Origin of the sequence: Tautonia sociabilis (assembly GCF_003977685.1) — a bacterium.
GTDB lineage: Bacteria > Planctomycetota > Planctomycetia > Isosphaerales > Isosphaeraceae > Tautonia > Tautonia sociabilis.
On record NZ_RYZH01000030.1, the window covers coordinates 50,622 to 75,922 of the forward strand.

Annotated in this window: 10 protein-coding genes, 1 tRNA gene and 1 pseudogene; 7 read left to right on the forward strand and 5 right to left on the reverse strand. The window is 70.9% G+C overall.

What is annotated here, in order from left to right; all coding sequences use genetic code 11:
- Positions 1-301 precede the first annotated feature (301 nt).
- From TsocGM_RS15685 to TsocGM_RS15695, 3 genes and pseudogenes are all read left to right on the forward strand, one after another.
- The gene (locus TsocGM_RS15685; protein ID WP_233578945.1) at positions 302-2,677 is read left to right on the forward strand and encodes a TolC family protein; all 2,376 of its coding nucleotides are present in this window, start codon (positions 302-304) and stop codon (positions 2,675-2,677) included.
- Positions 2,678-3,217: 540 nt separating this feature from the next.
- Positions 3,218-3,544 (forward strand): annotated as a pseudogene (locus TsocGM_RS15690) (H-X9-DG-CTERM domain-containing protein); the annotation flags it as partial.
- A gap of 60 nt (positions 3,545-3,604) precedes the next feature.
- Positions 3,605-4,840 carry an aldo/keto reductase gene (locus TsocGM_RS15695; RefSeq protein ID WP_126726408.1) on the forward strand — a complete coding sequence of 412 codons (1,236 nt, stop codon included), beginning with the start codon at positions 3,605-3,607 and terminating at the stop codon, positions 4,838-4,840.
- Positions 4,841-4,957: 117 nt separating this feature from the next.
- Here TsocGM_RS15695 and TsocGM_RS15700 read toward each other — a convergent pair whose 3' ends face one another.
- Together TsocGM_RS15700 and TsocGM_RS15705 are read right to left on the reverse strand one after the other, a co-directional pair.
- Complete coding sequence (locus TsocGM_RS15700; protein WP_233578946.1) at positions 4,958-6,349, reverse strand: sulfatase family protein; 1,392 nt, start codon at positions 6,347-6,349, stop codon at positions 4,958-4,960.
- Positions 6,350-6,421: 72 nt separating this feature from the next.
- Positions 6,422-7,399: a 3'(2'),5'-bisphosphate nucleotidase gene (locus TsocGM_RS15705; protein WP_233578947.1), complete on the reverse strand. Its 978-nt coding sequence runs from the start codon at positions 7,397-7,399 to the stop codon at positions 6,422-6,424.
- Between the two features lie 324 nt (positions 7,400-7,723).
- Between TsocGM_RS15705 and TsocGM_RS15710 the strand changes: the two genes are divergently transcribed.
- Positions 7,724-12,181, forward strand: a complete 4,458-nt coding sequence (locus TsocGM_RS15710; RefSeq protein WP_126726410.1) for an ion transporter — start codon at positions 7,724-7,726, stop codon at positions 12,179-12,181.
- A gap of 391 nt (positions 12,182-12,572) precedes the next feature.
- On the opposite strand, the gene TsocGM_RS15715 is transcribed toward TsocGM_RS15710, so the two are convergent.
- Entirely contained in the window at positions 12,573-13,724 is a 1,152-nt protein-coding gene (locus TsocGM_RS15715; protein WP_126726411.1) for a citrate/2-methylcitrate synthase, read from the reverse strand.
- A 718-nt stretch (positions 13,725-14,442) separates the two neighbouring features.
- Complete coding sequence (locus TsocGM_RS15720; protein ID WP_199756804.1) at positions 14,443-15,057, reverse strand: GbsR/MarR family transcriptional regulator; 615 nt, start codon at positions 15,055-15,057, stop codon at positions 14,443-14,445.
- A 301-nt stretch (positions 15,058-15,358) separates the two neighbouring features.
- Between TsocGM_RS15720 and TsocGM_RS15725 the strand changes: the two genes are divergently transcribed.
- The 3 genes from TsocGM_RS15725 (at position 15,359) to TsocGM_RS27670 (ending at position 23,473) form a co-directional block, all read left to right on the forward strand.
- Positions 15,359-15,535, forward strand: a complete 177-nt coding sequence (locus tag TsocGM_RS15725; RefSeq protein WP_126726412.1) for a toxin-antitoxin system HicB family antitoxin — start codon at positions 15,359-15,361, stop codon at positions 15,533-15,535.
- A gap of 147 nt (positions 15,536-15,682) precedes the next feature.
- Positions 15,683-15,755, forward strand: a tRNA-Asn gene (locus TsocGM_RS15730).
- Positions 15,756-16,180: 425 nt separating this feature from the next.
- On the forward strand, positions 16,181-23,473 hold the full coding sequence (locus tag TsocGM_RS27670) for a DUF4394 domain-containing protein (protein WP_126726413.1): 7,293 nt from the start codon (positions 16,181-16,183) through the stop codon (positions 23,471-23,473).
- Between the two features lie 658 nt (positions 23,474-24,131).
- On the opposite strand, the gene TsocGM_RS15740 is transcribed toward TsocGM_RS27670, so the two are convergent.
- Positions 24,132-24,980: a hypothetical protein gene (locus TsocGM_RS15740; protein ID WP_126726414.1), complete on the reverse strand. Its 849-nt coding sequence runs from the start codon at positions 24,978-24,980 to the stop codon at positions 24,132-24,134.
- Positions 24,981-25,301: the final 321 nt, after the last annotated feature.

Here is a 25,301-nt window from a genome sequence, read left to right on the forward strand (position 1 = left end):
TGATCGTTGCCCTAGGCACGGCCCGGAAAATCAGTAGGATTTCGCGCATCCCCTCAAGACGCACATCCGATCCGGCCGATTGAACCGACGGTCGATTCGAGGGAATTCCGTAGAGAACGACGGCCGATCCGCCTCGCCCCGGGTATCCGCCCGGGACGGGCCGGGCGATCGTCGACGGGCGGCGGACCGAAGGATCGCGAAGCCGCTCGTCGCCGGGACCGCGAGCCGCGGCATCGCGGCGGCTCCCGGCCGATCGGGTCGGTCCCTTCGTCCCATGGCGCAAAACAAGGACGGTCTGGCCATGCGATTGACCCGTTTCGGCAACCGGTACCTGCGAGCGGCCCTCGCCGCGGTGTGGCTGACGCCCGCCGGCTGCCAAAGAATCCCTTACATCGACCAGTCCAAACCGGTTCCGCACGACCCGATCGCCGCCGTCGCCCACGAGGACCAGGCCATCCGGCAGGCCGCCTTCCTCAGCGAGCTGCCCGTCCAGCTCCCCGATGTCGCCCCGCCCCGCACCCCCGACAACGCCGAGGCGATGGAGCCCTGGCCAATCACCCTGGAGGAGGCCATCCAGATCGGGATGGACAACTCCGAGGTGATCCGAGTCATCTCCCTCGGCGCCCAAGGCATCCCCGTTACCGGCTTCGCCCCCACGCCGCTGAACACCCAGGCCGGCGCCGCCCTAGGGGCCGGCACCCTGGCCACGGTCTACGATCCGGCCATCCAGGAGACGCAGATCGCCCAGGCCCTCTCTACCTTCGACGCCCAGCTCTCCACCCGCCTCTTCTACGAGAGCCGCGACTTCCTGGTGAACAACTCCATCCAGGCTGGCTTCTTCGATCCCGACACCAACGTCTTCGCCCTGGTCCGCCAGCGTGGGGCCCCCCAGGGAGTGCCCAGCTTCGAGGCCGCCATCTCGAAGCGAACCGCCACCGGGGCCACGTTGCGGGTCGCCAATCAGGTGAACTACACCTACGGCAACTCACCGATTCAGACTTTCCCCTCGACTTACACCGCGCAGACCACCCTGCAATTCAGCCAGCCCCTGCTCGGCGGCTCAAACCAGTTCGGACCCAGCGGCCTGGAGGCCAACCGCGCTCCGATTGTCATCGCCCGCCTGAACGCCGACACCTCCGTCTGGCGGTTTAAAGCCGAGGTCATGGCGATGGTCCGCTCCATCGAGCAGCAGTACTGGGCCCTGGCTCAGCAGCAGGTGCAGTACTGGAGCCGCCAGCAGGCGGTGCGGCTGGGCGAGGCGATCTTCGAGCGAGAACTGGAGAAGAAGCGCGTCGGCACCGGCTCGGAGCCCGACGTGGCCGAGGCCGAGGAGCAGCTCCGTCAGTTCCAGCTCGACCTGGTCCAGGCCACCAGCGACCTGATCACCACCGAGCGGCAATTCCGCGAGCTGCTCGGCCTGCCCCCCTACGACGGCCGCCGGATCGTTCCCGTGAGCGAGCCGACCACCGCCCGGCTCCAGCCCGACTGGGAATCCAGCCTGGCCCAGATGATCAGCTACCAGCCCGACATCGTCCAGCAGCAGTTGCTCGTCCGGGTCGCCGAGCTGCAACTGCTCCTGGCCCGCAACCAGTTGCTGCCGGCCCTGAACCTGGACGTGCTCTACCAGTTCAACGGGCTGGGCAAAGACCTTGACAGCGCGTTCGCGGTGATGACCGGAAAGTCGGTGCTGGCCATCGACCCCATCATCGCCCAGCAGCAGTCCGCCGCGGGCGTCAGCCCGGCCCCGGCGTTCTTCAACAACTTCCAGACCTGGCAGATCGGCCTGACCTTCTCCATGCCGATCGGCTTCCGGGGCCCTCTGGCCGAGACGAGGCAGGCCCAATACGCCCTGCTCCGCCAGCGGGCCTTCCTCCAGCAGACGGTCCACCAGTCGACCCACGCCCTGGCCCGGTTCTTCGTCGAGGTCGACTCGAACTACAAGCTCCTGAAGGTCGCCGGCCAGCTCCGGGAGGCGGCCGAGCGCCGGCTTGAGGCCCAGGAAGCGTTCTTCGAGGCCGGCACGATCAACATCGACCGCTACCTCGACGCCGTCAACCGCTGGTCCAACGCCGTCGCCACCGAGGCCCAGTTCAAGACCAGCTACAACACCGCCATCGCCGCCCTGGAGGAGGCCAAGGGCACGCTGCTGGCCTACAACAACATCGCCGTGGCCGAGGGCCCGCAGCCGAGGAAGGCGTACATCCAGGCGATCGACCAGCAGAAGGCCCACCACCGCATCCCGATCCCGCACGACGGCCCGGTCGCCCCCCGGCCGGTGGTTCACCCGCCGGTCGCCGATCCCGTCGAGCCAATGCCCACGCCCGGCACGTATCAGACCGAGCCGAGCCCCGACTTCCCCGCCCCGTTCGGCACCTTCGGCCCCCCGTCGCAGCCGGTCGGCCCGACCGTCCCCGTCGGCGACCCGGCGCCGCTGGCCTCGCAGCCGCCGGGCGAGCTCGACCCCGCCATCTCCCGGGCCGCGGCCCCCGCCGGGCCTCCCCCCGGCTCCGAACCGCTGCACCCCCCGAGCACCCCCGAGCCGACGCCCTCGACCCCCCTCCCTCCCCTCCCGACGCGCTCGCTTCCCCAGGCTGGCCCCTCCTCAGGCCCAGCCCCGGCCGAGCCGATCCGGGAGACCGCGCCGATCGACCTGCCCCCCCTGCCATCGGGCGGGTGATCGGTCCCCGTTGCTTCGCTTCCCTTCTCCGGGGGAGGGCCTGTCGAGCCAGGCCCTCCCCCTCGTTGGTTCGCCTCGCCGGACCCGGCACGACGAGGCGATTCGGCGAGCCGGGAACAGAAATCGCCATCCTGGCATCCACCCGCCCCTCCGGCTTCGATTCGGGAGAATCACGCTCAGCCTCCGCTGGGACGGCCGTTCGCACTGGGCCCAATTCCGGTACGGCTCGATCGAGGACTGCTTCGGTGCGATGCGAGGGGATGTCGTCGTGATCGCACCCTCGTCGATCCCGCCCAGGGGCCGCCCATCCCAAGGAAGGTCATCCTCGAGAACTCCTCCTCGCGGGATGTCATCGGGCTGACGAACCTGACCCTCGGCGAGGCGCCCCCGGCATGGGAGTTCACGCTCTCGGCCTTCGGGCTCCCCGAGGTCCTCGATCCCCCCAGGCGGGCCGAGGGCTGGGCGCGGTGTCCTGGTTCTTCGCCCTGGCGTCGGCGTTGAGGCCCGAGCGGCGGCGCGGCGGCCGGGGAGTCCCATTGCTTCGCCTCCTTGAGCATGCATCCCGGGGGGATCAACGCCCTGATGGCGGACGGCTCGGTCCGCTTCGTGACCGATTCGATCCAATCCTGGCCGTTCGAGCCGATCAACGGCGAGCCGGTCGGCGCCCGAGGCCATTCGGAAGCGTGGTGGGAGGAGACGCCGATGCCAGGCGTCAGGCAGACTCAAGCCGGTCGAAAGGCGGTTGTCGCCGAGGCCTTCTCATCTCGACGACCTTGCTCCGATGCCGTCTGCCCTCGGTTGACCGCCTCCCCCCGGCCCGGCGATGATACAGCGCCCGCGTCGGCCGGACGTCACGTCGCGTCGTGACGGAGTCGCCGCGGTTGACGGACTCCCTTCCACCAGATCCGCGGAGAGGAGGCGATCGCCATGCTCGCTCACTGCGACGGCAGCCGGAGACGGTTCCTGAAGACCACGGCGGCGACGGGAGCGGCCCTCGCCTCCGCCCCGGCCTCCCGAGCGTTCGGCCAGGACGCCGACGGCGCGCAGCCGAAGGTCCCGCTCGTGACCCTGGGCAAGACCGGACAGAAGGTCACCAAGCTCGGCATGGGGTCGAGCTGGCCCGTCTCCCCGAGCTTCGTCCAGGCGGCGCTGCTCTCCGGGGTCCGCTACATCGACACGTCCGAGTCCTACGAGAACACCCGAGCCGAGCAGACCATCGGCCAGGTCCTCGAGCGCACCGGCTTGCGCAAGGATGTCTACCTCGTCACCAAGTGCAACCGCTACCGGGGAGTCGCGGACCCCGCGCCGGTCTTCGAGAAGCAGCTGGACGCCAGCCTCGAGCGGCTGCGGACCGATTACGTCGATGCCTACTTCATCCACGGCATCTCCGGCCAGGATATGAGCCTGCTCACCGACCCCGCGGTCAAGCAGACCTTTGAGCGGCTCAAGGCCGCCGGCAAGCTGAGGTTCGTCGGCTTCTCCTGCCACGACGCGCTGCTGCCCGAACTGCTGGAGAAGGCCGCCGAGGTCGGCTGGATCGACCACGTGATGATCCAGTACAACTTCCGGGCCGTCGACCACGACAAGCTCCAGCGCGCCATCGACGCCGCCTCCAAGGCCAACATCGGCCTGGTCGCCATGAAGACCCAGCGTGGCGCCGACGCGGTCATCGAGGCGATCGACAACGACGGCGCCTTGTATCAATCCGACCAGGCCCTCAAGCGGATGCGAGAGGCGGGCATCAAGAAGCAAGTCGCCGCCATCAAGGCCGCCTGGGCCGACGACCGGATGCAGGTCGTCGTCTCCGAGATGGTGAACTTCTCCGACCTCCGCGAGAACATCGCCGCGGCCAACGAGCCCCTGACCGTCAAGGAGGCCCGCCTGCTGGAGGATCACCGCCGCCAGACGGCCCACCTCTACTGCCACGGCTGCGGCCACCTCTGCGAGACCGCCGCCAAGGGGGTCCCCGTGGCCACGGTCCTCCGCTACCTCCGCTACTACGCCGCCTACGGCAAGCGTCAGGAGGCCCGGGCCCTGTACCAGGCCCTCCCTCTCCAGGCCCGCGACCTCGCCGCCGCCGACCTCGCCGCCGCCGAGCGTGCCTGCCCCCACGGCCTGCCCGTCGTCGACCTCGTCCACACGGCCGACCGGCACCTGAGCTGATCGACCGATGGCCGAGAAATGAGGGCGAATGATGAATGATGAATGACGGATGGCGGGGCGGGACCGCGTCCCGGCTCCGTCATTCGCCATCCTTGCATCGCATCAGCCTCCCGCCCTTCATTCCCCGGGCTTCCCCTCCCCCGGCGGCTGCCACGGCACCCGTCCCGCCTGCTGGGCATGCCGCATGATCGCCCGAGCGAGCTCGGAGGCCATCTCCCGCCGCTCCGCCGCCAGGTCATGCCGCTCCCTCGGATCCTCGTCCAGGTTGTAGAGCTGGAACGGCTCGAACGGCTCGTTCTGGACCAGCTTCCAGGGGCCCCGGCGCGCCGCGTAAGACTCCTGGCCGAGGTAGCGCGGTCCCCCCTCTCGGCGGACCCAGAACAGCAGCCGATCGTCGCCGCCGCCGCCGCCGTCGCGGCCGAGCAGGGTCGGCACGAGCGATCCGCCGTCGATCGGGTCGGGGATGGGCACCCCGGCCAGCTCGCAGATCGTCGGCACCAGGTCCATCGACAGCACCACCCGATCCGAGCTCGAACCCGGTGCGATCCTCCCCGGCCAGCTCGCGGCCATCGGCACGCGGATGCCCCCCTCGTACAGGTCCCCCTTGCCTCCCCGGTACGGGCCGACCCGGGCGCCGACGCTCAACTGCCCGCCGTTGTCGCTGGCGAAGATCACCAGCGTGTTCTCTCGCTGGCCGTTGGCCTCCAGCGCCTGCAGCACCCGGCCGATGCCGTCGTCCAGGTGCTCGATCAGCGCCACCAGCTTCGCCCTCGCCTCGTCGATCCCCGGCTCCCGGCGCCGGACCCGATCCAGCCAGGCCTCCGGGGGCTGGATCGGCGTGTGCGGCGCGTTGTAGGCCAGGTAGAGGAAGAACGGCCGGTCGTCCCCCTTGCGGGAGTCGAGGTAGTCGATCGCCCACTCCGAGAACAGGTCGGTGGCGTGCCCCTCGGGGTCGATCTCCTCGTCTCCCAATCGCATGTAATTGATGCCGTGGCGGCGATGGGTGAAATAGTCATCCATCATGTCGCCGAGGAAGCCTTTGAATTCGTCGAATCCCCGCTCGGTCGGCGTGTTGGGCGACTCCAGGCCCAGGTGCCATTTGCCGACGATCGCCGAGTGGTATCCCGCCGCCTTGAGCCGATCGGGCAGCAGCGGGGCGCCCGGGTCGAGGTAGCCGAAGTTTTGCTCCGGGTGCGTCCGGATCACTCCCGGCACGCCGACGACGTCCGGATAGCGCCCCGAGAGCAACGCCGCCCGGGTCGGCGAGCAGACCGGGCAGTTCGCATACGCATTCTCGAAGCGCAGGCCCGAGGCCACCAGCGCGTCGATGTTCGGCGTCTTGAGGTCGGGCGCCCCGGAGCTCGACAGGTCGCCGAAGCCCAGGTCGTCCACCAGGATCACCAGCACATTCGGCCGCTCGGCAGGGGCGGCGAGCGACATGCCGAACGTCCCGAGGGCGACCAGGCACGGGACGGCCAGGCAGCAGAGCAGTCGATAGGGCACGCGCATCGTCGTCCTCGATCGGTTCCGGATCGGATCGGAGCGGAGCGAATCGGGAGCGGAGGGCAGGGGGGGGCGCGCTCAGCCCTTCAGGGCGTCGAGCACCCGCTGGTGAAGCCGTCCGTTGGTGGCGATGACGCCCCGGTTCTCGGCCAGGGTCGAGCCCCGGGTGAAGTCGAGCGGCTTGCCGTCGACGTCGGTCACGGTGCCTCCGGCCTCGGTCACGATCAGGGCGCCGGCGGCGTGGTCCCAGATCTTCTCCCGGTAGTCGGCCCGGGTCGGCAGGCGGAGGTACACGTCGGCCGCTCCGGAGGCCACCGTCGCGTACTTCGCCTGGCTGTCCAGCCGGACGGGAGGCTCGGTGATCCCCAGCCGGGCCGCCACGGCGGCCGACTCGTTGTGCGCGCTGTGCCCGGATTCAACCGATTCACAGAGCCTGGCCCGCGTCGGGTCGTCGCGATCCGAGGTGTGGATGGGCCGCTCCTCGTCCTCCACCTCCAGTGGCCGGACCGTCGCCCCGGCTCCCCGAACCGCCAGGAAGACCGCCCCCACCGGCCCGACCGCCGACCGAGACTGCTCCAGGTTCGGGCAGGCCAGCGCCGCCACCTCCACCTGGCCGTCGACGATCAGCGCCAGCGCGATGGCGTACTGTTCTCCTCGGAGGAATCCCTTGGTGCCGTCGATCGGGTCCAGTGTCCAGAACCGGCCGGTGAAGCGGTCAAGATTGCCCAGGTCGATCCAGCCGATCGCCGAGTCGGCGTCGGTGCCGGGCCGGATCGCGGCGACCTCGGCGGCCACTCGGTCTCGGACGGCGGCGTTCTCGGGCTTCCTCAGGTCGGCCGCGTCCTCCTCGGCCATGATCGGGTCGTCGGGGAACTCGGCGGCGAGGGTGGCGCAGATCAGCGCCTGGCTGCCGAAGTCGGCCACGGTCACCGGGCTCAGGTCGCTCTTGGCAACCGAGTCCGGCCCGTACTTGCCCCGGACGGCCCGGCAGATCCGGGCGGCCTCGATGACGGCCCGGGCGGCGACCGCCCGCTCTCGATCGAAGGGATGACTCACGGTGCGACGGTCCATTCTCGGCGGCAGGGGAGGGAAGGGTCTGCGGATCGTCGCCTAGGCTAGTCGTTCCCCGCCCGCTCGACAAGCCGCGCCGAGGGGCCCAACCGAGTGAACCAAGCCGAGCCGACGACGGCGCCCGATCCCGTACCATAGGCCACCGGAGGCCTTGCGCGTCGTGGGATCGCCCCGGAGCGGGGGACGCCGGGGCCCTCTCCCGGGCGAGGGGCATGCGGACCCGCCCTTTACGGCGATGCATCATCCCAGGACAATACACGAGCGGCCTGCCCGCCGGGCCGGCACGCGAGCTGGCCGGGGAGCGCGATGGTGAACGACCCGATCGAGTGGCAGGAGTCCTGGCTCGGCCGGGCGGCCGAGTTGCTGCGTCGAGACGGCCCGGGGGACCTCCCGAAGCTTCTCCGAGCCATCCACGAGGGGGTCCGGCTCCGCCGAAGGCTCGACGAGCTCGCCCCGGATCCGGTCCGTCCCGGCCACCCCGAGCTGGACGACCTGCTCGAGCGGCTCCAGGACGAGGCCTCGGCCCGCCTCTCGAGGCTCGATCGCGCCGCCGGGCTCGACCCGATGCTCGCCGCCTCCACCGCCCGCCGGCTTCGGTCCGACCAGGCCTATCTCGACGCCCTGCTCACCCGCCCCTCCCCCGACCCTCTCCGCCAGGCCGCCCTGCTCGATCGAGTCCGGCGCGACCTGCCCTGGCTCTCCGAGCTGGTCGCGCTGGTCGACGGCGGCGTTCCCACCCACCCGGCCGTCTCGGCCCGGATCGAGCTCGACCGCCTGGAGGACGCCCTTCGCCAGGACGGCGACCCGGCCCTGGCGCCGAAACGCCTCGAGCTGTATTCCCGGGCCGAGGAGCTCCGGCGATCCTTGCTGGAGAACCGGATCGAGCGGATCCTCCGCCGTCCGATCCCCGACGCCGACCCCTCGGAGCTCTGGGCCCGCCGCTTCCTGCTCTCCCGGCTCCAGGCCGAGCTCCAGGCCGCGATCGGCGACATCGATGCCCCCCCCACCCCCGGGGCCGATCCCGACTCCCCTCCCGATCGCCGCCAGGTTGCCGCGCTGGAACACCGCCGGGCCGCCCTGGCCGCCGCCGCCTCCGACCGGCTCCGATCGCTCTCCCCCGAGGCCGCCGAGGGGGCCTGGGACGAGCTGCTCGCCGTTGCCCGGGGAGAGTCGAACGAGCTGATCTCGGTTCTGGAGGAGGTTGATTCCTCCCTGGCGGTCCGCCTGCTCGAACGCTCCCGGGAGGACATGGCGCGGCTCCGGGACGACTGCGAGGCCGGCATGCGCCTCGCCGCCGAGTCAGGCTCGGGATCCCACCGCGTCAACCACCTCCGCCGCGTGGCCCGACGCTTCGGCCGGATGTCTCGAACCGCCCGCAACGAGTGGCAGGAGAAGCTCCTCTCCCACCGCCTGGCGGCCCGATTCGGTCCGAGGTTCCAGAAGCGGCTCGACGGCCTGATCCTGGTGCTGATCCTCGTGCTGACGGCCCTGATCGTCGTTGAGACGATCATGTCCAACGCCGGGACGCTCTCCCTCGGCGCCGAGGCCGTCTTCGCCTGGTCCGACCTGGCGATCTGCGCCGTCTTCCTGTTCGAGCTGGGGCTGAAGCTCGCCTTCGCCCCGATGCGGGCGCTGTTCCTCCGCCGCCACTTCCTGCTCGACCTGCTGCCGTCGATTCCCTTCGGATTCCTCGCCTTCGCCCTGGCCGGGCCGGCCGAGGCCGCCGGGATCGCCTGGATCCGGATCGTGCGCATCCCCCGGCTGATCCGGTATGTCCGGCTGCTCCGCCCGGTGATCCGCTTCGTCCGCCTGTTCATCTTCTTCTTCCGGTTCACCGACCGGCTGGTCCGCCGCTACGCCCGCGTCTTCAACCGCAACATCATCCTGTTCGAGCCGAAGGCCGAGCGCGACGAGCAGACCCGCAACCACCACCTGCTCTACGTCCTCCGCCGCAACTTCGAGCGCCGAGCCCCCGAGCACTTCGCCCGGCTCGACGCGGCCCAGCGCATCGCTCTGGCCGAGGCCGGCCTGGAGGACCTCCGCCGCCAGGTGGCCGAGATCCCCGCGGCCGACTACTCCGAGCGCGTCGAGGACGAGGTCAAAGACATCCCCGTCGAGGAGGTCGTCGAGCGGCTCATCGAGATGACCCCCGAGGAGCTGGTCGAGCAGATGGGCTCGACCTTCGTCGCCTCGATCGACCGCTATCTCCAGCTCTTCGACGTGCCGATCGTCCGTAACCTGCCCGTCATCCGCACCGTTCTGGAGCACCGCCGCAAGGGCCCGGCCGAGGCCGCCGCCCTGGCCGCCAACTATCTTGGCTTCGCCATGCAGCGGGCGCTGGACGTGATCTACTACGTCGCCGATCTCCAGGCCACCGTCTCCCCGCCGCTGTTTCTGGACAAGCTCGGCCGGACCATCGTCAACGCCACCCGTCGCCCGGCCATCCGGCTCCTGAGCTTCGGGATCTCCTTCGCGGCCCTGTACCTGCTGGTCGCCCTCCTCGTGCCGTCGGGAGACGCGGTCGTCGCTCCCGTCGAGGGAGAGCGGCCGGACGTCGGCCTGTTGCACGCCTTCGGCCTCTGGCTGAGGGGCGTGCTCGGCTGGTTCGCCGGCAAGCTCGGCCTGCCGGTGATCGTCATCGGCGTGGTCTGCTTCGTCCTCATGCAGATCGGCGGCTGGTTCCGCCGCATCGCCAACCAGGCGGCCGAATTCTGCGAGCGGGTCGTCGAGGCCCAGTTCTCCGCCCAGACCAAGCTCTTGAAGCTCCGGCGCAAGAGCCGAGACATGCGGTTCCTCGCCGAGCGGGTCACCGTCCCCGAGATCCTCCTGCGCGGCTCCGACGACCTCGACGCCGGCCCCGACCTCGACCTCGACCTCGACCTCGACGCCGACGCCCACTCCGCCCCGGCCTCCTCCCTCCCGGCCCGCCGCAACGGCGACGGCCGCCCGTCGGGCGTCTCGACCGACGGCGACGCCCCGGTCGTCATCGATCACGACGACTTCGGCCTCGACCTCGACGCCCGCCTGAAGTCCTCCGAAACCGACTTCCTGCACACGCTGAAGCTGCTCTATCAGGACTACCTCGACGGCTCTCCCTTCCATCGCAACGACACGAAGGCCTCCACCCAGCTCCTCGGCAGCCTCGCCCTGCGGAACCTGAGCCTGAGCAACCTGCCGTTCTTCCTCCGAGGACGCCGCCGGCTCGACCGCCTCGACCTCAACCGAGCCGCCGCCAGCCTCCTCGGCGGGCCGTACCTGTGGTTCGACTACATCACCCGCATGATCGTGCAGGAGACGGCCAAGCTGCTGATCGACTACAACCGCCACGCCGTCCCGCTCGACCGTCTGGCTTGCAGTCCCCAATCGGTTCGCTCCCGATACCGCTCGTGGCTGGCGGCCCGGCTGAACGTCCCCGAGTCGGCGATCGCCCTGCCCGATCCCGTCGGCGAGTTCCCCCGGGCCGATCGCCTGGCTCCCTCCCGCCGGCGTCCCGAGGCCGACGAGTTCCTCGAGAACGTCGACTTCACCGCCGTCGACTTCCTCATCGCCGACCCCAAGCGCGACGAGGAGATCCGCCTGCGCTACGGCGACGCCCTCGCCGGCCTCGTCCGCCGAGACCGCGAGCGGAACCTCCGGGCCGCCTTCCGCAGCCTGCCGCTGCATCGTGCCCCGGCCTCCCAGCGCACGATCAACGCCTTCCACCTGTACGAGTCGTACCTCGGCCGAGGAAAGCTGCTGGTCCTGCCCTTCCGGATCGCCTGGTGGACCGTCCGGGGGATCGGCTACGTCTCCTCCCGGCTGGTCCGCGTGATCCGGGAGATCCTGCACCCGACCGTCGCCGCCGCTCCGGTCGAGCCGGAGGACTCCTACCGGGCCGCCCTCCGCAAGATCCACCGGATGCGCAAGCCCGCCTTCATGGAATCCCTCTGGCTCCGCGCCCGGTTCGACGTGGAGTACCTCGGCCTGCCGTTGCCCACCGTCCCCGGCGGCGTGGCGGGCGACTCCTTGATGGAGGTCGACCTCGACTTCATCGGCGCCTCCCGCCACGAGCGCGTCATGGCCGACCGCTTCCGCGAGGAGCGGCGCGACTGCGTCGTCCGAGCCTCCCGCTGGCTCGCCGAGTTCGGCTGGGACTTCGACCGCCTGCCCGAATTCCTCTCCCGGAACCTCCCCCACCTGGTCGACCGCCGCGGCGAGGTGATCCGAGCCCTGATCGCCGCCTGGGTCGCCGACCACGACGACGTGGCCACCCTCGGCACGGCGATCGACGCCCTCCGCCTGGTCGTGACTCACGCCGCCGACCCGACGGCCGACCCCGGTACCCTCCCCGAGGGGTTCCCCGAGCCCCCCGAATCCGGCGGCCCCTCCTGGTACCGCTCGAAGGACGTCCGCCGGCCGATCCAGGCCGTGCTCGACCTTCCCTGCTCGCCTCCCCTCTCCCCCGAGCAACGCGCCCGAGCGGACCGCTACCTGCGCCGCCACCGCCGCGAGCTGAAGCCCTGGGCCCGCGTCCTCCTCGGCCAGGGAGGCGACGACCCCGTCGCCACGCTCCGCGCCCGACTGGCCGAGGTCATGCTCCGCTCCGACCTCTGGAGCGACCAGATCCTGACCCTCCGCACCATCCAGACCCTGACCATGCTCGACGTCCAGCACTATTCCGAGCTGGTCTGGACCCTCGGCGGCTTCGATCGCCTGGACCCCTCCACCCCCGCCTCCTCCCTCCCCTTCGCCGAGCGGGAGGAGGCCGAAGAGACGCTCGTCGGCTGATCCCGGAGTTCATCCTGGCTCCTCGGATCGCGGTTCATTCCAGTCTCGGGGAGGCTGGGGTCCTCCGCACCCGTCGATTCGGCGGCTCGCCCCTCCCCGGTGGGAGCCCCGGGTTGACTTCCCCCGTGTCGGGGCCCCGACCCGTGTCGGGGCCCCGACCGCTCGGGTTCCGCGGCCGGAACCCGAGCCCCCCGGGGAGGCTGGGGGGCGGCCGCAATCGTCGGATCGGCGGCGTGCTCCTCCGGAGGGTGCCTCGGGTGGAAGACAACCCGTGTCGGGGCCGACGAGGGCTCGGGTTCCGCGGACGGAACCCCTGGCACCCGAACCCCGGCCTCCCGCCGCCGGGTTCAGGCGTTCTCGTCATTCGTGAAGCGATCGGTCGGTTCGGTGGTCAGCCTCGCTCCGCGATCGGCTTCACCGGCCGGTGCGGCGCCCCGACGTACCTGGCCCTCGGCCGCATCAGGCGGTTGTGGTCGAGCTGCTCGATGACGTGGGCCGACCAGCCGGCCACGCGGGCCATGGCGAAGATCGGGGTATAGATCGGCACCTCGATGCCCAGGTAGTGATACAGCCGGGCGCTCGGCCAGTCGACATTCGGCGGCAGGCCCTTCTGCCGGGTCATCTCGCGCTCGATCGGCTCGGCGATCCGCTCCCAACGGTCGTCGCCGATCTCGGCGGCCACCCGTCGGCAGTGCTCCTTGAGGATGACGGCGCGGGGGTCGCCGGTCTTGTACACACGGTGGCCGAAGCCCATGATCCGCTCCTTGCGGGCCAGGGCGTCCTGGATCCACTGCTCGGCCCGGTCCGGGTCGCCAACCTGCTCCAACACCTCCCACGACTTCTCGTTCGCCCCGCCGTGCAGCGAGCCCTTCAGGGTGCCCACGGCCGAGACGATCGCCGAATGGATGTCCGACAGCGTTGAGGCCGTCACCCGAGCCGCGAAGGTCGAGGCATTCAGCTCGTGCTCGGCGTAGAGCGTCAGCGACAGGTCAAACGCCTCGGCCTGGGCGCCGGTCGGGTCGGTGCCGTTGAGCATGTACAGGAAGTTCGCCGCGTGCCCCAGCTCGGCCTTGGGCGCGATCGGCTCCTGGCCCCGGGCGATCCGGGCGGCGGCGGCCACCGCGGTGGCCATCTGGGCGACCAGCCGCTCGGCCTTGCGGACGTTGGCGTCGTGGTCCTGGACCGGCGCGGTGACCTCCGGGTCGAAGTGCGCCAGCACGCTCACGGCGGTGCGCAGCGTGTCCATCGGGTGGATCGACCGGGGCACGGTCTTCAGCAGGTCGATCAGCGCCCCGGGGATGGCCCGGCTCGCCCGGAGCCGGCCGTTGAACTCGTCGAGCTGCGCGGCGGTGGGCAGATCGCCGTGGAGCAGCAGGAAGGCGGTCTCCTCGTAGGAGACCGAGCCGGCCAGGTCCTCGATCGCGTAGCCCCGGAAGGCCAGGCCGCCCTGGCCCTGGGTGCCCTGCATGTCGGCGATGGCGGTCTCGTTGGAGATTACGCCCTCGAGGCCCGGGAAAAACTTGTCCTCCGACGCGCTACTCATCTCGGCTCGGCTCCGTGGGTTCCGCTGCGGATGCTCCGGGCCTCGACGGCCGGGAGGGCGACGGTCGATCGTCCGGTCCCGCCGGGCCTGCGGGGCTCCTTCCCGACGCGGACCTCGACCCATCGACGCGTCCGCCCTCGGGGAAGGGCCGGGGGCGGGGTCGCCGAGGAGGCGTGAAGGACTGCGATCGCCTCGCCGACGGGCGACGACGACCGTCGAGCCATTATGGCACCTAGTCTATGCTCCGAGGCCCCCGGCTTCCAGTTCCCCCCGACCCTCGGCCGATCCCGGCCACCGAGCGGGCCTTCGGCCCGGCGGTTGCACGCCCCGGCCCGGTCATCGCGCCGGGAAGCGGCCCCAGGGGCCTCGGCCCGCCGGCCCGACCGCCCGGACCCCCGTCCAATCCGGCCCCGGATCGCCCTCATCCCGAGGTCAGTCGCGCTCGCCTTCCGTCCAGGACGAGCGAGCAGTCGGGAACCGTCCGTCCTCCGATCCGTCTCGCCCGGTCGGGGCCCGACGCTCGTCTCGTTCGAGGCGGCTCCATTCCGTCGGAACCTGCCTCTCCCCACCACGCGCCGACCCGGTTGGTTCCCACTCCCTCAGCCTTCCGTCCTCCGTCCTCCGTCCTCTGCCCTCCGTCCTCTGCCCTCCGTCCTCCGTCCTCCGTCCTCTGCCCTCCGTCCTCCGTCCTCCGTCCTCTGTCCTCCGTCCTCTGCCCTCAGCCCTCCGTCCGCCCCCCCTCCCCCGACCCCGTCCCGTCGGTCCCGGGCTCGGGGGGCCCGAGCAGCGCCGCCAGCTCCTCCAGTTCCGACGGCGCCATCGCGTCGACCCGGGCGGCCAGCGCGTTGATCAGCGCGAAGAACCGCCGCAGCGAGCCCACGCGGTCGAGGTATCGGCCCGCCAACTCGGGGTCCCCGGCGATCTGGGTACAGGCCCGGTCGAGCAGGGCGAGCGTCGGGTCCAGCTCGCGTCGCTTCCGCTCGGTGAGGATCCGTCGGAAGAGGGTCCAAATATCGGTCTCAGCCCGGAAGAATTCGCGACGCTCTCCCTGGCGGTGCACCTTATGCACGACCCCCCAGGCGATCAGCTCGCGCAGGTTCATGCTCACGTTTCCCCGAGAGACCTTCAGCCGGTGCCGCAACGCGTCGGCCGTCCAGTCCGATCCGGAGATGTAGAGCAGGGCGAACAGCTCCCCCATCGTCGGGTTGATGCCCCAGGAGCGGGCCATCATCCCCCAGTGCTCGACGAACTGGCGGATGATCTCCTCCTCGGGGGAGGGGCCCGGCGCCGGGGGAGCGACATCCGATCGGCCTGGCTCGTCGGGCTGCGACATGACAGCTCCTGGTCCTCGACCTGGAGGCGATCACCGCCCCGGGGTCCGGCCCCCGGGGCGGGTCGCCGCTCCCGACGCCCGATGCGGCCAACCATGGACGCAAGGCCGCTCCACCTCGGCCGATCGGTCCGGCGAATCCGAGGTTAGAAGATACTAGGCGAGTCCGCAAATCGCAGGATAGAATAGAGCACATCCTCCCATTCGGGCTTGTCGCGGTATCCGGTCGGGCCTCATCATTCCCCCCGGTGCCCGCGCTGCGGTTCTGCCCCCTCCACCTTTCGTCTCAGGAGGCCCTACCCCGATGCCTGAAACCGTCGTCCATTTCCAGATTCGGATGCCTCCATCACTGCACGAACAACTGGCCAGCTGGGCGAAGGAAGACAAGGCGTCGCTGAACGCCCTGATCGTCGGCCTGCTGGAGAAGGCCGTCGAGCAGCACGACAAGTCCGGCTCGAAGGAACGCTCCCTGTCGAGCTGACCCCCCGGGTCGCCATCGTGCCCCTGCCCGTCCCCTCGATCGTCGGGGGCGGGTGGGCGCGAGGCCCACGCCGGAGATCCCGGGCCGTTCTCACGCCGGGCCCCTTGATCCGGAGCCCGAGATTCGGTATCGTTTGGTCATCGCGATTCCCCGATAGCTCAATCGGTAGAGCGAGCGGCTGTTAACCGCTAGGTTCTTGGTTCGAGTCCAAGTCGGGGAGCTTTCACTCCGTCGCCCGGCCGCGACCCCTCGTTCACCCGCCTTCTCGGCGGGTGTTTTCGTTTCTCCCCTCCCGGTTCCGAGCCGGTCGGTCTGCTCGGCCGCTCCCGAGGCTCGAACGTCGATCCCTTTGTTCCATCCGGAACCCCGGCACGTCCCGATTTCTCCCCATTCGTCCGATCTCCCTTGAATTGGTGGTAGACTCACCCCTAGATTCGTCCTAGACCCCCTCGTTTCGCGGCCTTCCACGGCAGGGAGCCAAGCCGGCGGATCGAAGGCCATCGGGCAGCAATCTTCTCGGGCTGGCGTTTGACCGCCGGAGTTCTGGTTATGGGGATGAGACGCAGGGGACGCTCGGGGCGGCATGCGAAAACCGGCCCCTCACGACGGGTCCAGGCCCCTCCGCTAGAGGCGCTCGAACCTCGTGTGCTGCTGGCCCAGACGTTTGTCGTGGATTCCGCGCTCGATGCGGTCCAGCAGGACGGCCGCGTCACCCTCCGAGAGGCCCTGATCGCCGCCGTCACCAACTCGTCCCCCAACGCCGACCTCCCGGCCGGCGACCCTGGCCTCGACACCATCCTCTTCACCATCACCGATCCGCCCAACGGGCCTTACCGCATCCAGCTCGACCCGAATAACGGCCCGTTGCCGGCGATCACCGACCCCGTCGTGATCGACGGTTACTCGGCGCAGCCGGGGGCCAGCCGCAACACCTTGGCCACCGGTTCCAACGCGGTCGTGCTCATCGAGGTGGTCGGCACCAATGGGACCGCCCCGGGCCTCGCCCTGAGGAGCGCCGGCAACACGATCTCCGGCCTGGCGCTCAACGGGTTCAGCACCGGCATCGATGTCGTGGGATCGGCGGCCTCGGGCAATGTCATCTCGGGCAACCTCATCGGCCTCTCCCCGGACGGCGCCCGGGGAGGCAACGCGCGGGGGATCGTCGTCGACGCCCCGTCGAACACGATCGGCGGCACCAATCCCGGCGACCGCAACGTCATCTCCGCCAACTTCTCCGATGGGATTGTCCTGGGGGCCCGCTCGTCCGCGACGCTCGTCGCCGGCAACCTTGTCGGCACCGATCTGACCGGAACGCTCAGCCTCGGCAACGGCCAGAACGGCATCCGGGTCGTCGACTCCCCCGACGCGACGATCGGCGGGATCGCCGCCGGGGCCGGCAACGTGATCTCGGGCAACGGTCAGGCCGGCATCGAGCTGTCCGGCCTGGCGACGGTCCGTTCCTTGGTCCAGGGCAATCGGATCGGCACCGATGCCGGGGGCTCGACCGCCCTGGGCAACGGCTCCCACGGCCTCTGGATCCGATCCGGCGCCTCCGGCGCCACCGTCGGCGGCACCAACCGGGACGCGAGGAACGTCATCTCGGGCAACGCGCTCTCGGGCATCACCCTCGCCGACCCGACCACCTCCGGCCACCTGATCTCCGGCAACACCATCGGCCTCGATCTCAACGAATTCGTCGCGCTGCCCAACCAACACGGCATCACCATCGACAACGCGCCGGGCAACACCGTTGGCGGCGCCTTTGGCTCAGGTGGCAACCTCATCTCGGGGAACTCGGGGGCCGGCGTCGTGGTGACCGGGGCGTCGGCCATCGGCAACCTGCTGGCGAGCAACCGCATCGGGACGGCGTATGACTTCTTGCCGACGAGCCCAGCCAACCTCTCCGCTGGCGTCTCCCTCCGGGCGGGGGCGTCGGGCAACACGGTGGGCGGCGTCTCGTCGGCCGACGGCAACTCGATCCGGGGCAACGGCGGCGCCGGGGTCGAGGTGCTCGGCGCCTCGAGCACCGGCAATGCCATCCTCGGTAACGCCATTCTCCAGAACGTGGGCCTCGGGATCGACCTCGGCGGCGACGGTCCCACCCCGAACGACCCCGGCGACGCCGACCTCGGCCCGAATGCCCTCCAGAATGCCCCCGTCCTCACGTCCGTTGCGTTCGTGACCGGCGTCTCGGCCGGCCTCCAGGTCCGGGTCGACGGCACGCTTTCCTCCCTGCCGAATCTCCCCAATCATATTGAGATCTTCCTTGCCTCCACCGGCGCCGACGGCCGGGCGCAGGGGGACCGCCTCCTCGGCGTCGTCTCCACGACCACCGACGCGAACGGTCTGGCCTCCTTCACGGCGACCTTCCCCTTCGACGTGTCCTCTTCGGGAGACGTCCTCACCGCCACGGCGACCGACCCGTCGGGGAACACGTCCGAGTTCTCCTCCCCGCTGGAACTCCCCGGCCTGATCGGGTTTGAGTCCGACACCTACCGGGTCCAGGAAGACGTTGTCACCGGCGGGGTTGTCGTCTCGGCGGTCCGCACCCGGAGGCTCGCCAGCGCCGTTGCGGTCAATTACGCCGTGACGGGGGGCACCGCCTCTCCGGGCGCCGACTTCCAGCCCGTCTCCGGCACGCTCTCCTTCGCCTCCGGCCAGCGGGCCGCCTCCGTCTTCATCCCGATCGCCAACGACGCCCTGCTCGAAGGGTTCGAGACGATCGAGCTGACCCTATCCAGCCCGACCGGGGGGACCGCGCTCTCCTCGACGGCGGCGACGACCGTCTTCCTCCTCGACGACGACCGCCCCGATCCCGACGCCCTGGCCATCTCCAACGCCATCCAGCCGATCCTGACGTTCCGGCCCTCCGAGGAGATCGCCAGCTCGTTCCTGAACTCGACCGACCCGACCAACGCCCCGATCGACGAGGTGCTCGGGGGAGACATCCGGCCGCGGGACGGGAAGCTCTACCTCATCTCCCGAGACTCCTCGATCGGCGCCCTCCGGCTCTTCCGGGTCGACATCCGCACCGGAGACGCCGTTCCCGTTGGCCCCGGCCCGATTCCCGTCTCGCTCTCCGGCGGCCGCGTCGGGATCGACTTCGACCCCGCGGCCGACCGCCTCCGGGTGGTTTCCGAGTCGGGCCAGAACCTCCTGATCCGGCCCGACGGCACGCTCGACCGCCAGGACGGCACGCTCCGCTACGCGGCCGGCGACCCCAACGCCACGGCCTCCCCTCGGGCCGACGGCCTGGCCATCGCCTCCGCTCCGGGAGGGGGCTCGTCGACCGCCTTCGTGATCGACTCCTCGGCTGGCGTCCTTGCCGTCCTCGACGGGCCGTCGGGCACGCTCCAGACCGTCGGCGCGCTCGGATTCCGCGTGATCGACACCGTTTTCGGCTTCGACCTTCTGCCGGGCGATCCCTTCGGCTACGCCCTGATCGCCGCCGACGGCGCGCCGCTCCGCCTCTTCACGATCGACCTGGCCACCGGCCAGGCCTCGCCGGCCGGCGTCGGCGCCCCGCCGGTCTTCGGCTCGGGGGGCCTCGCCCTGGTGCCCCGGGGGCCGATCCGCATCTCCCCGGTCGGCGAGTTCGAGCCCGCCTCCCGCCTGGCCAGTGCCCTGGCGGTGCCCGGCACCGGGCTGGCGATCGACCTGCCCGCTTCCACCTACCTCGGCGGCTTCGGCCAGGCCGGCTATTCCTCCGGCTTCTCCCTCACCGACGGGACCTCCTCGGTCGCGATCCCCGCCGGCATCGTCCTGACCAGCGGCTCCTCTCGATTCGCCAGCGAGCCCAACGCCTCCCCCACCCGAGGCGCTTCCCTCAACCGTCCCGGCGATTCCGCCGTCACCGACCTGATCTCCCTCGATACCCACGACGCCAACTCGCTGACCATTCGGTTCACCGCCGACCCCGGCATCCTCTCCGTCCAGTTCCAGCTGGTCTTCGCCTCCGAGGAGTTTTTCGAGTACGTCAACCGCGGCGTGAACGACACCTTCGCCGCCTTCCTCGACGGCGTGCAGATCAGCACCGATCGCCTCGGCCGCCCGCTCACGGTCGACAACAACTTCTTCCTGCTCAACAACTCCGGCAACACCACCGACCCGAACACCGCCGGCACAACCCCCGTCAACTTCGCCTTCCAGACCCAGTACGACGGCCTCACCCCGCTGCTGGTGACCGAGGCCGCCCTCAATCCGAATGTGGCCGTCCACACGCTCACGCTCACCATCGCCGACGCCGGCGACGGGGTCCTCGACTCCGCCGTGTTCCTCTCCCGGCTTCGGGGCCTCGACCGCCTCCCGAACCCGACCGGACCGCCGACCGACCTGGTTGTCGCCAAGTCGGCCCCGACCGAGGCGGCCGTCGGCGAGACGATCGGTTACACCGTCACCGTGACCAACGCCGGCCAGGCCACCGCCTCGGGAGTGGTCGTCAGCGACCTGCTCCCGTCCGGATTCCAGCTCTCGGGAGTGACCTCTAGCAAGGGCTCCGCCTCCTCCTCCGGCGGCCAGCTCATCGTCTCGGTCGGCGACCTCGCCCCCGGCGAGGTCGTCACCGTGACGATCACCGGCTCGGCCTCCGCCCCCGGCACCCTGGTCAACACCGCCAGCGTCTCCTCCGACACGCCCGACACCGAGCCCGCCAACGATTCCGCCTCGACCACCACCGTGGTCGTCTCGGCCGGCTCCGTCGTCGTGGTGAACACCGAGGATCAGGGGCCCGGCTCGCTCCGCCAGGCGATCCTCGAGACCAACCGGCTCCCCGGCCTCCAGACGATCACCTTCGCCATCCCCGGCGCCGGCATCCCGACGATCCGGCCCCTGTCGGCCCTCCCCCCCATCACCGACCCGGTCATCATCGACGGCCTGACTCAGCCCGGCCACCGGGTCGAGCTGGACGGCTCCCTCGCCGGCCCCGGCGTCGATGGCCTCGTCGTGCTCGCCGGCGGCACCCTGATCGCCGGCCTGGCCATCAACCGCTTCGGCGGCAGCGGCATCGTGCTCGTGGGAGGCGGCGACAACCGCATTCTCGGCAACGTGATCGGCGTCGACACCTCGGGCACGATCCGCCTGGGCAACGGCCGGGACGGCATCACCGTCCTCGACTCCTCCGGCAACACGATCGCCGGCAACCTCCTCTCCGGCAACCAGGGGCACGGCCTTTCCCTCTCCGGCTCGGGCACGACCGGAACCCTGGTCATCGGCAACACCGTCGGCACAACGGCCGACGGCTCGGGCCTGCTCGGGAACTCGGGGGCCGGGATCCTCATCGGCCGGGGTTCTTCGGGGAACACCGTCGGCGGGCCCGACCCCGGCAGGGGGAACCTGCTCTCGGGCAACCGGATCGCCGGGCTCGTCCTGCTCGGCCCGGTTCCCGGCCAGAATCTCCAGGCGGCCAACTCCCCGACCTCCGGCGTCTCGTCGGGCAACCTCGTCGTCGGCAACCAGGTCGGCGTTTCCGCCGGCTCCTCCGGCGTCCTGGCCAACGGCCTGGCCGGCATCCTCGTCAGCGAGTCTCCCGGCAACACGATCGGCGGCCTCTCGACCGCGCTGGGCAACGTGATCGCCGGCGGCATCGGCGACGGCATCGCCCTGTTCGGCACCGGCTCCTCGGGCAACCTCGTGCTGGGCAACGCCGTTGGCACCCGCCCCGGGGGCCGCTCCAGTTCCCTCGGCGGCACCGGCAACGGCGTGGTGATCGCCTCCGGCGCCCGGGACAACACCGTCGGCGGCGACTCCCCCGGCGCCGGCAACGTCGTCTCGGCCAGCGCCGGCGCCGGCGTCCTGATCGCCACCGGGGCCTCGGGGAACCTCGTGGCCGGCAACGTCCTGGGCGCTGTCGGCCTGGCCCCGGGCCATGGCGTCGGCCTGCTGATCCAGACGGCTGCCTCCCACAACGTCGCCCGGGGCAACCGCATCGGCGGCAACACCGTCGGCCTGATCCTCAACCCGACCGCCTCGGCCAACCTCGTGGTGGGCAACACGATCGGCGCCGGAGACGCCCTCGGCACGCCCGGCAACGGCTTCGCCGGCCTGATCGTCCGGGAATCCGCCGACAACACCATCGGCGGCACGGCTCCCGAGCAGGGCAACGTCCTCTCCGGCAACGGTCTTGGCCTGCTCCTCGAAGGGATCGCCGCCACCGGCAACCTCGTGCTGGGCAACCTCATCGGCCTCGACGCCTCGGGCCGGCTCCCCGTCCCCAACGCCACCGACGGCATCCTGATCGAGAACGCCCGAGGCAACACGATCGGAGGTCCCGAGCCCGGCGCCGGCAACGTCATCTCCGCCAACGCCTCGACCGGCGTCCACCTGCTGGGCCGGCTCGCCTCCAGCAACGTCGTCGCCGGCAACGCCATCGGCGCGCGGATCGACCAGCCCCCCGCGGGCAATCTGCTGGTCGGCGTCTACATCGAGCACGCCCCGGGCAACACGATCGGCGGCGTTGTCCCCGGCGCCGGCAACCTGATCACCGGCAACGGCGTGGTTGATGTGCAGCTCACCGGCACCGGCGCCTCGGGGAACCTCGTGGCCGGCAACCTCATCGGCACCGGGCCGCTGGGGGACGGCTCTCCCCGGGCGGCCGGCACGGGCATCTTTCTCGACGGGGCGCCCGGGAACACCATCGGCGGTTTCGACCCCGGCGCCTCGAACCTCATCTCCGGCCACGACGCCGCCGGGATCCACCTCGTCGGCCCCACCGCCTCGGGCAACCGCATCCTGGGCAACCGGATCGGCACCGACCGGGACGGCACCGTCTCGATCGGCAACCAGCACGGCATCACCCTCGACGGCTCGCCGAACAACACGATCGGCGGCCTGGAGCCGGGGGCCGGGAACCTGATCTCCGGTAACCAGCTCGGCCTGGTGATCGCCAACCAGGGCGCCTCGGGCAACCTCGTGCTGGGCAACCTCGTCGGCACCGACGCCGCCGGGCTGGAACGGCTGCCGAATGCCCTCGGCGGCATCTTCATCGTCGGCGCGCCGGCCAACACGATCGGCGGCCCCTCCGCCGAGGCCGGCAACGTGATCTCGGGCAACGGCGGGCTTGGCCTCCAGGTCTTCAACCTCCTGGCCGCCGGCAACGTCATCGCCGGCAACCGGATCGGTGTCGACCGCTCCGCCTCCCGGCCGATCCCGAATGGCGACGGCGGCATCTACATCAACGACGCCCCCTCCGGCACCGTCGGCGGCGCCTCCCCCGGCCTGGGGAACATCATCGCCGCGAACCTCGGAACCGGCCTGGTCCTCTCCGGGCCCGCCGCGGCCGACACGGTGATCAAGGGGAACATCATCGGCACCCCCACCGAAACCGATCCTCCCGAGCGGTTCGGCAACACGGTCGGCCTGTTCATCACCGGGGGAGCCGGCTTGACAAGGCTCTCCTCCTCCCCCGACCGGACCAACACCATCCGGGGCAACCGGGTCACCAACACCCTGGTCATCGGCGGCGACAGCGGCCCCGTCGTCATCGGCGTCGACCCCCTGCTCGACCCCTCCGGCGCCATCGGCTCGATCCGGATCAGCTTCAGCGAGGACATGGACCCCCGCCGGGTCCGCTCCCTGGCCAACTACCGCCTGAACCTCGGCGAGACGGGCCTCGGCGGCCTCATCCAGATCGCCGAGGCCTCCTACGACCCCGACGCGATGGCCGTCACCCTGCTCCTCTCCCGTCCGATCGCCGCCGACGCCTCCTTCCGCCTGATCGTCGTCGGCCGCCCCCCCGGCGGCCTGACCAGCGCCCGCAACCTCCGCCTCGACGGCAACGCCGACGGCTCCCCCGGCGACAACTTCATCGCCGTCTTCCGCCGCGGCCAGCTCCTCCGAGCCCCCGCCAGGACGTCCCGGGCCGCCTCGGCCGTCTCCGCCGCCGCGGTCGATTCCCTCTTCGACTCCGGCGCCGGCCTCCGCGTCGGCCGTCGCCTCCGCTGACCTCCTCCCGGCGTCCGGCCCGACTCCTGGCCTGGTGGGCGGGCGGGCTTGCCCTCGGAGTCCGGGGCACCGGGATCCGGCCCTCCCCGATCGAGGATCCCCGGGGTCGGGGGCTCACCGCCCCCCTCCTCCGGCCCCCGGGTGATCCTGGCCAGACACCGGCCCGGCTCCCTCCTCCCATCTCCCCCGGTCGAGGAGTTCCTCACCTCCCTCGCCCCGATCGGCGATCATCCTGTCGAGGACCCGATCCCCCCCGACCGGGGCGATCGGGTTCCGCCCCGGCCTCGCGTCCTCCGACTCGGGAAGATCGTTCGCGTCCCGAACGCCGCAAGCCCGCCCGGAGCCCCGGCAACGGAACGAACCCATTTCGGTTGCTTATTCTCTTTGAAAATCCGAAGTTGCGTCGGAACCCTTCAGCGTGCCAACCGCGCGTCTCCCACCGCCCCCGCCTCGGCGACCGCCTCCGGTCGGCGATCCCGATGCCGATTGCCCCTGGGGAAAGACCTCCGGATCGACCCCGGGGCGTCTTGAGCGGAGCGAAGCCAATTTGGATTGCGCATTCCCTTGTGCAGTCACGAGTTCCGTTGGTTGCGTCCAGCGCACCGAAGCGCACCGAAGCGCACCGATCGCGTTCCGGACCGCTCCGGTCGGCGAGCCGTCACGCGCCCTCGGCGTCGCTCGACGTTCCGGGAGCGGCTTCCTCGGGGGAGCTCGGGCGGTTTCCCGATCCGGCCTGCTCCCAGCCCGACCAGACCGAGGACGCCCCGGGGTGGTGCTCCCGGATCCAGGAGGTCGCCTCGTCCAGGGCGGCGTTCCGGCCCCGATCGTCTTCCGCCTCCAGCGCCCGGAGCAGCAGGGCGGCCAGGTCGGGATGCGGCCCGTCCTGGGCGAGGGCCCGGAGCGTCTCCCGTTCGGCCCGGTGGGAGCGGGACGACTGAGCGAGGGTGTAGGTCGCCCAGAGCCGGATGACCGGATCGGGGTGCCGGGCCAGCTCCCGGAGCGGCTCCTGCTCGATCGCCCCTCCCTCCCCGCTCGCGTAGGCGAGCGGACGGAGGTGGAGCAGCCGAAGCCAGTCGGGCCAACCCTCGCTCCGGGCCACCGCCAGGGCGAAGGCCCGGGGGTCGTCCTTGGTCGCCTCGGCGGTCAGTGCCTCGGCGACGAGGTAGCGGGCCGGGTCGGGCAGGTCGCGGCGGAGGGAGATGTCATAGAGCTGCCGCTGGGTCACGTCCGGGTTCCGGGAGAGGCGGTCGGCGGCGAGAATGCGGTCGGCCGCCGGCCGAGACGGGTCGTGGAGGACGTAAACATCCCGCCAGACCTCCCGGAGCGACCAGACTCCCCAGACGAACCAGCCGATCATGCCCACCAGCAGCACCAGGCCGCCGATCGCCAGGTAATGGAACCCGCCGTAGCGCTCCAGCCTCGACCGCTGTTCCCAGGGTTCGAGCGAGACGATCGGCAGGCTGGGCAGTTCCGGCCGGTTCGGGCCGGGGGGAGAGGGGTCCGCCATGATCGGGTCCTCCGTCCGTCCGATGGTCCGCCGCCCCCGATCGCTCCCGGGACCGGACCGATCCCGGGGCCTCCGGCCCCATTCTCTCCGATCACCCCGGCCGGTCCCAGTCCCCGGCCGTTCCCGGACACCGGGGCGAGCCGATCGGATCTCCTGCGAACCGGCTCCTGTGCCCGATTCCGGAGGTCACGGTGCCCGGGCGTTCCGGCCTGCGATCACGTCGATCCCGGCCCGACGCGACCGGCCGAGGTCGTCCAGGAGGCACGACCATTGGGGCTCCCCGGCGAGCAATCCTCGGGAGAGACTCACTGGATCGGCCGA

What these genes read in the sequence shown, in the direction of transcription:
- TsocGM_RS15695 (WP_126726408.1), top strand. Translation starts at nt 3,605, where the DNA reads ATGCTCGCTCACTGCGACGGCAGCCGGAGACGGTTCCTGAAGACCACG.
- TsocGM_RS15720 (WP_199756804.1), bottom strand. Translation starts at nt 15,057, where the DNA reads ATGTCGCAGCCCGACGAGCCAGGCCGATCGGATGTCGCTCCCCCGGCG.
- TsocGM_RS15740 (WP_126726414.1), bottom strand. Translation starts at nt 24,980, where the DNA reads ATGGCGGACCCCTCTCCCCCCGGCCCGAACCGGCCGGAACTGCCCAGC.
- TsocGM_RS15685 (WP_233578945.1), top strand. Translation starts at nt 302, where the DNA reads ATGCGATTGACCCGTTTCGGCAACCGGTACCTGCGAGCGGCCCTCGCC.
- TsocGM_RS15700 (WP_233578946.1), bottom strand. Translation starts at nt 6,349, where the DNA reads ATGCGCGTGCCCTATCGACTGCTCTGCTGCCTGGCCGTCCCGTGCCTG.
- TsocGM_RS15725 (WP_126726412.1), top strand. Translation starts at nt 15,359, where the DNA reads ATGCCTGAAACCGTCGTCCATTTCCAGATTCGGATGCCTCCATCACTG.
- TsocGM_RS15715 (WP_126726411.1), bottom strand. Translation starts at nt 13,724, where the DNA reads ATGAGTAGCGCGTCGGAGGACAAGTTTTTCCCGGGCCTCGAGGGCGTA.